General features: G+C 64.6%; 1 protein-coding gene and 1 pseudogene. One reads left to right on the top strand and one right to left on the bottom strand.

What is annotated here, in order from left to right; all coding sequences use genetic code 11:
• Nucleotides 1-308, bottom strand: a pseudogene (locus Q8R73_RS17525) (hypothetical protein); the annotation flags it as partial.
• Nucleotides 309-487: 179 nt separating this feature from the next.
• Between Q8R73_RS17525 and Q8R73_RS17520 the strand changes: the two are divergent.
• Nucleotides 488-1,340: PA0069 family radical SAM protein (locus Q8R73_RS17520; protein ID WP_305720813.1), on the top strand; the 853-nt coding region annotated here is incomplete at its 3' end.

The raw sequence follows: 1,340 nt of genomic DNA, 5'->3' as shown, positions 1-1,340 counted from the left end.
ATCATCGCCGCGACATCGTCGTGGATTTCCTTCATCAGCCTGGCGAGATTGGGCGCGGCAATTCGGCCATCGCCGGCAAGATGAGCGCCGCCGATCAGCGTCGCCAGCGCCGCAGCCGGAATTCCGGCGGCGCTGCATTCGACATGCAAATCGGTGGCCGGGCGATCGGGCTGCTGCGCATGGCGTGCCGCGGCCTGCAGCGCGCTCAGGCGAACCTTGATCCGATCGTTGGCGGCCAGCCCCTCCGCGACCAGCGACGGCAACAGAATGTCGGCCTGTCCGAGTTGCTCGATGATTTGAGATTTCATGCGCGGTCACCGGAAGGAGGTGACATCCGTATGCCCTGCATCGGCGACAGTATCATTGCGCCAGATCATTCATAAAAACGTCATGAAATGAAGCGTTTGGCGGCTGTCAACCAGCTTGGTCATCCACAGGGCGGCATCATTGTTCTTGCTTTGTTCTAGGTGGGTGTTATGGTGCCTGCATGAGCCGAGCATCCTCACATGCCCTCAAGCACCCGCCGGTCACGGCGCCCTCCGAGCCGGCGGGTGTACCTTCGCCTTTTCCCGAACTCGCGGTGGCGATCGAGCGCGAGCGGCGGCGTGGCCGCGGCGCGCAATCCAACGCTTCCGGCCGCTTCGAGGCCGAGGCGCGGGTCGCCTTCGACGATGGCTGGCAGAGCCTCGACGATCTGCCGCCGTTCAAGACCACCGTCGCAATCGATACAGCCCGCAAGGTCATCACCCGCAACGACTCGCCCGACATCGGCTTCGACCGCTCCATCAATCCCTACCGGGGCTGCGAGCATGGCTGCGTCTACTGCTTTGCGAGGCCGACCCATGCCTATCTCGGCCTGTCGCCCGGGCTCGACTTCGAAACGAAGCTCTACGCAAAGCCCGACGCGCCGCAGCTCCTGGAAAAGGAACTGGCGGCGCAGGACTACGAGCCGCGCATGATCGCGATCGGCACCAACACCGATCCCTACCAGCCGATCGAGCGCGAGCGGAAGATCATGCGCGGGATTCTCGAAGTGCTGGAACGGGCAGGCCATCCGGTCGGCATCGTGACCAAATCGGCGCTGGTGACCCGCGACATCGATATTCTGGCGCGGATGGCGAAGCGCAATCTCGCCAAGGTCGCGCTGTCGGTCACCACGCTCGATCCGAAACTGGCGCGCACCATGGAGCCGCGGGCCTCGACGCCGGCCCGGCGGCTGGAAGCGCTGCGGCAATTGTCGGCGGCGGGAATCCCGTCCACGGTGATGGTGGCGCCGGTAATCCCCGCGCTGAACGATTCCGAGATCGAGCGCATTCTCGATGCCGCCTTTCATGCCGGCG

This window comes from Bradyrhizobium sp., assembly GCF_030697065.1.
GTDB lineage: Bacteria > Pseudomonadota > Alphaproteobacteria > Rhizobiales > Xanthobacteraceae > Bradyrhizobium.
The sequence above is the reverse complement of the archived record's forward strand: the minus strand, read 5'-3'. Positions and strand labels throughout refer to the sequence as shown.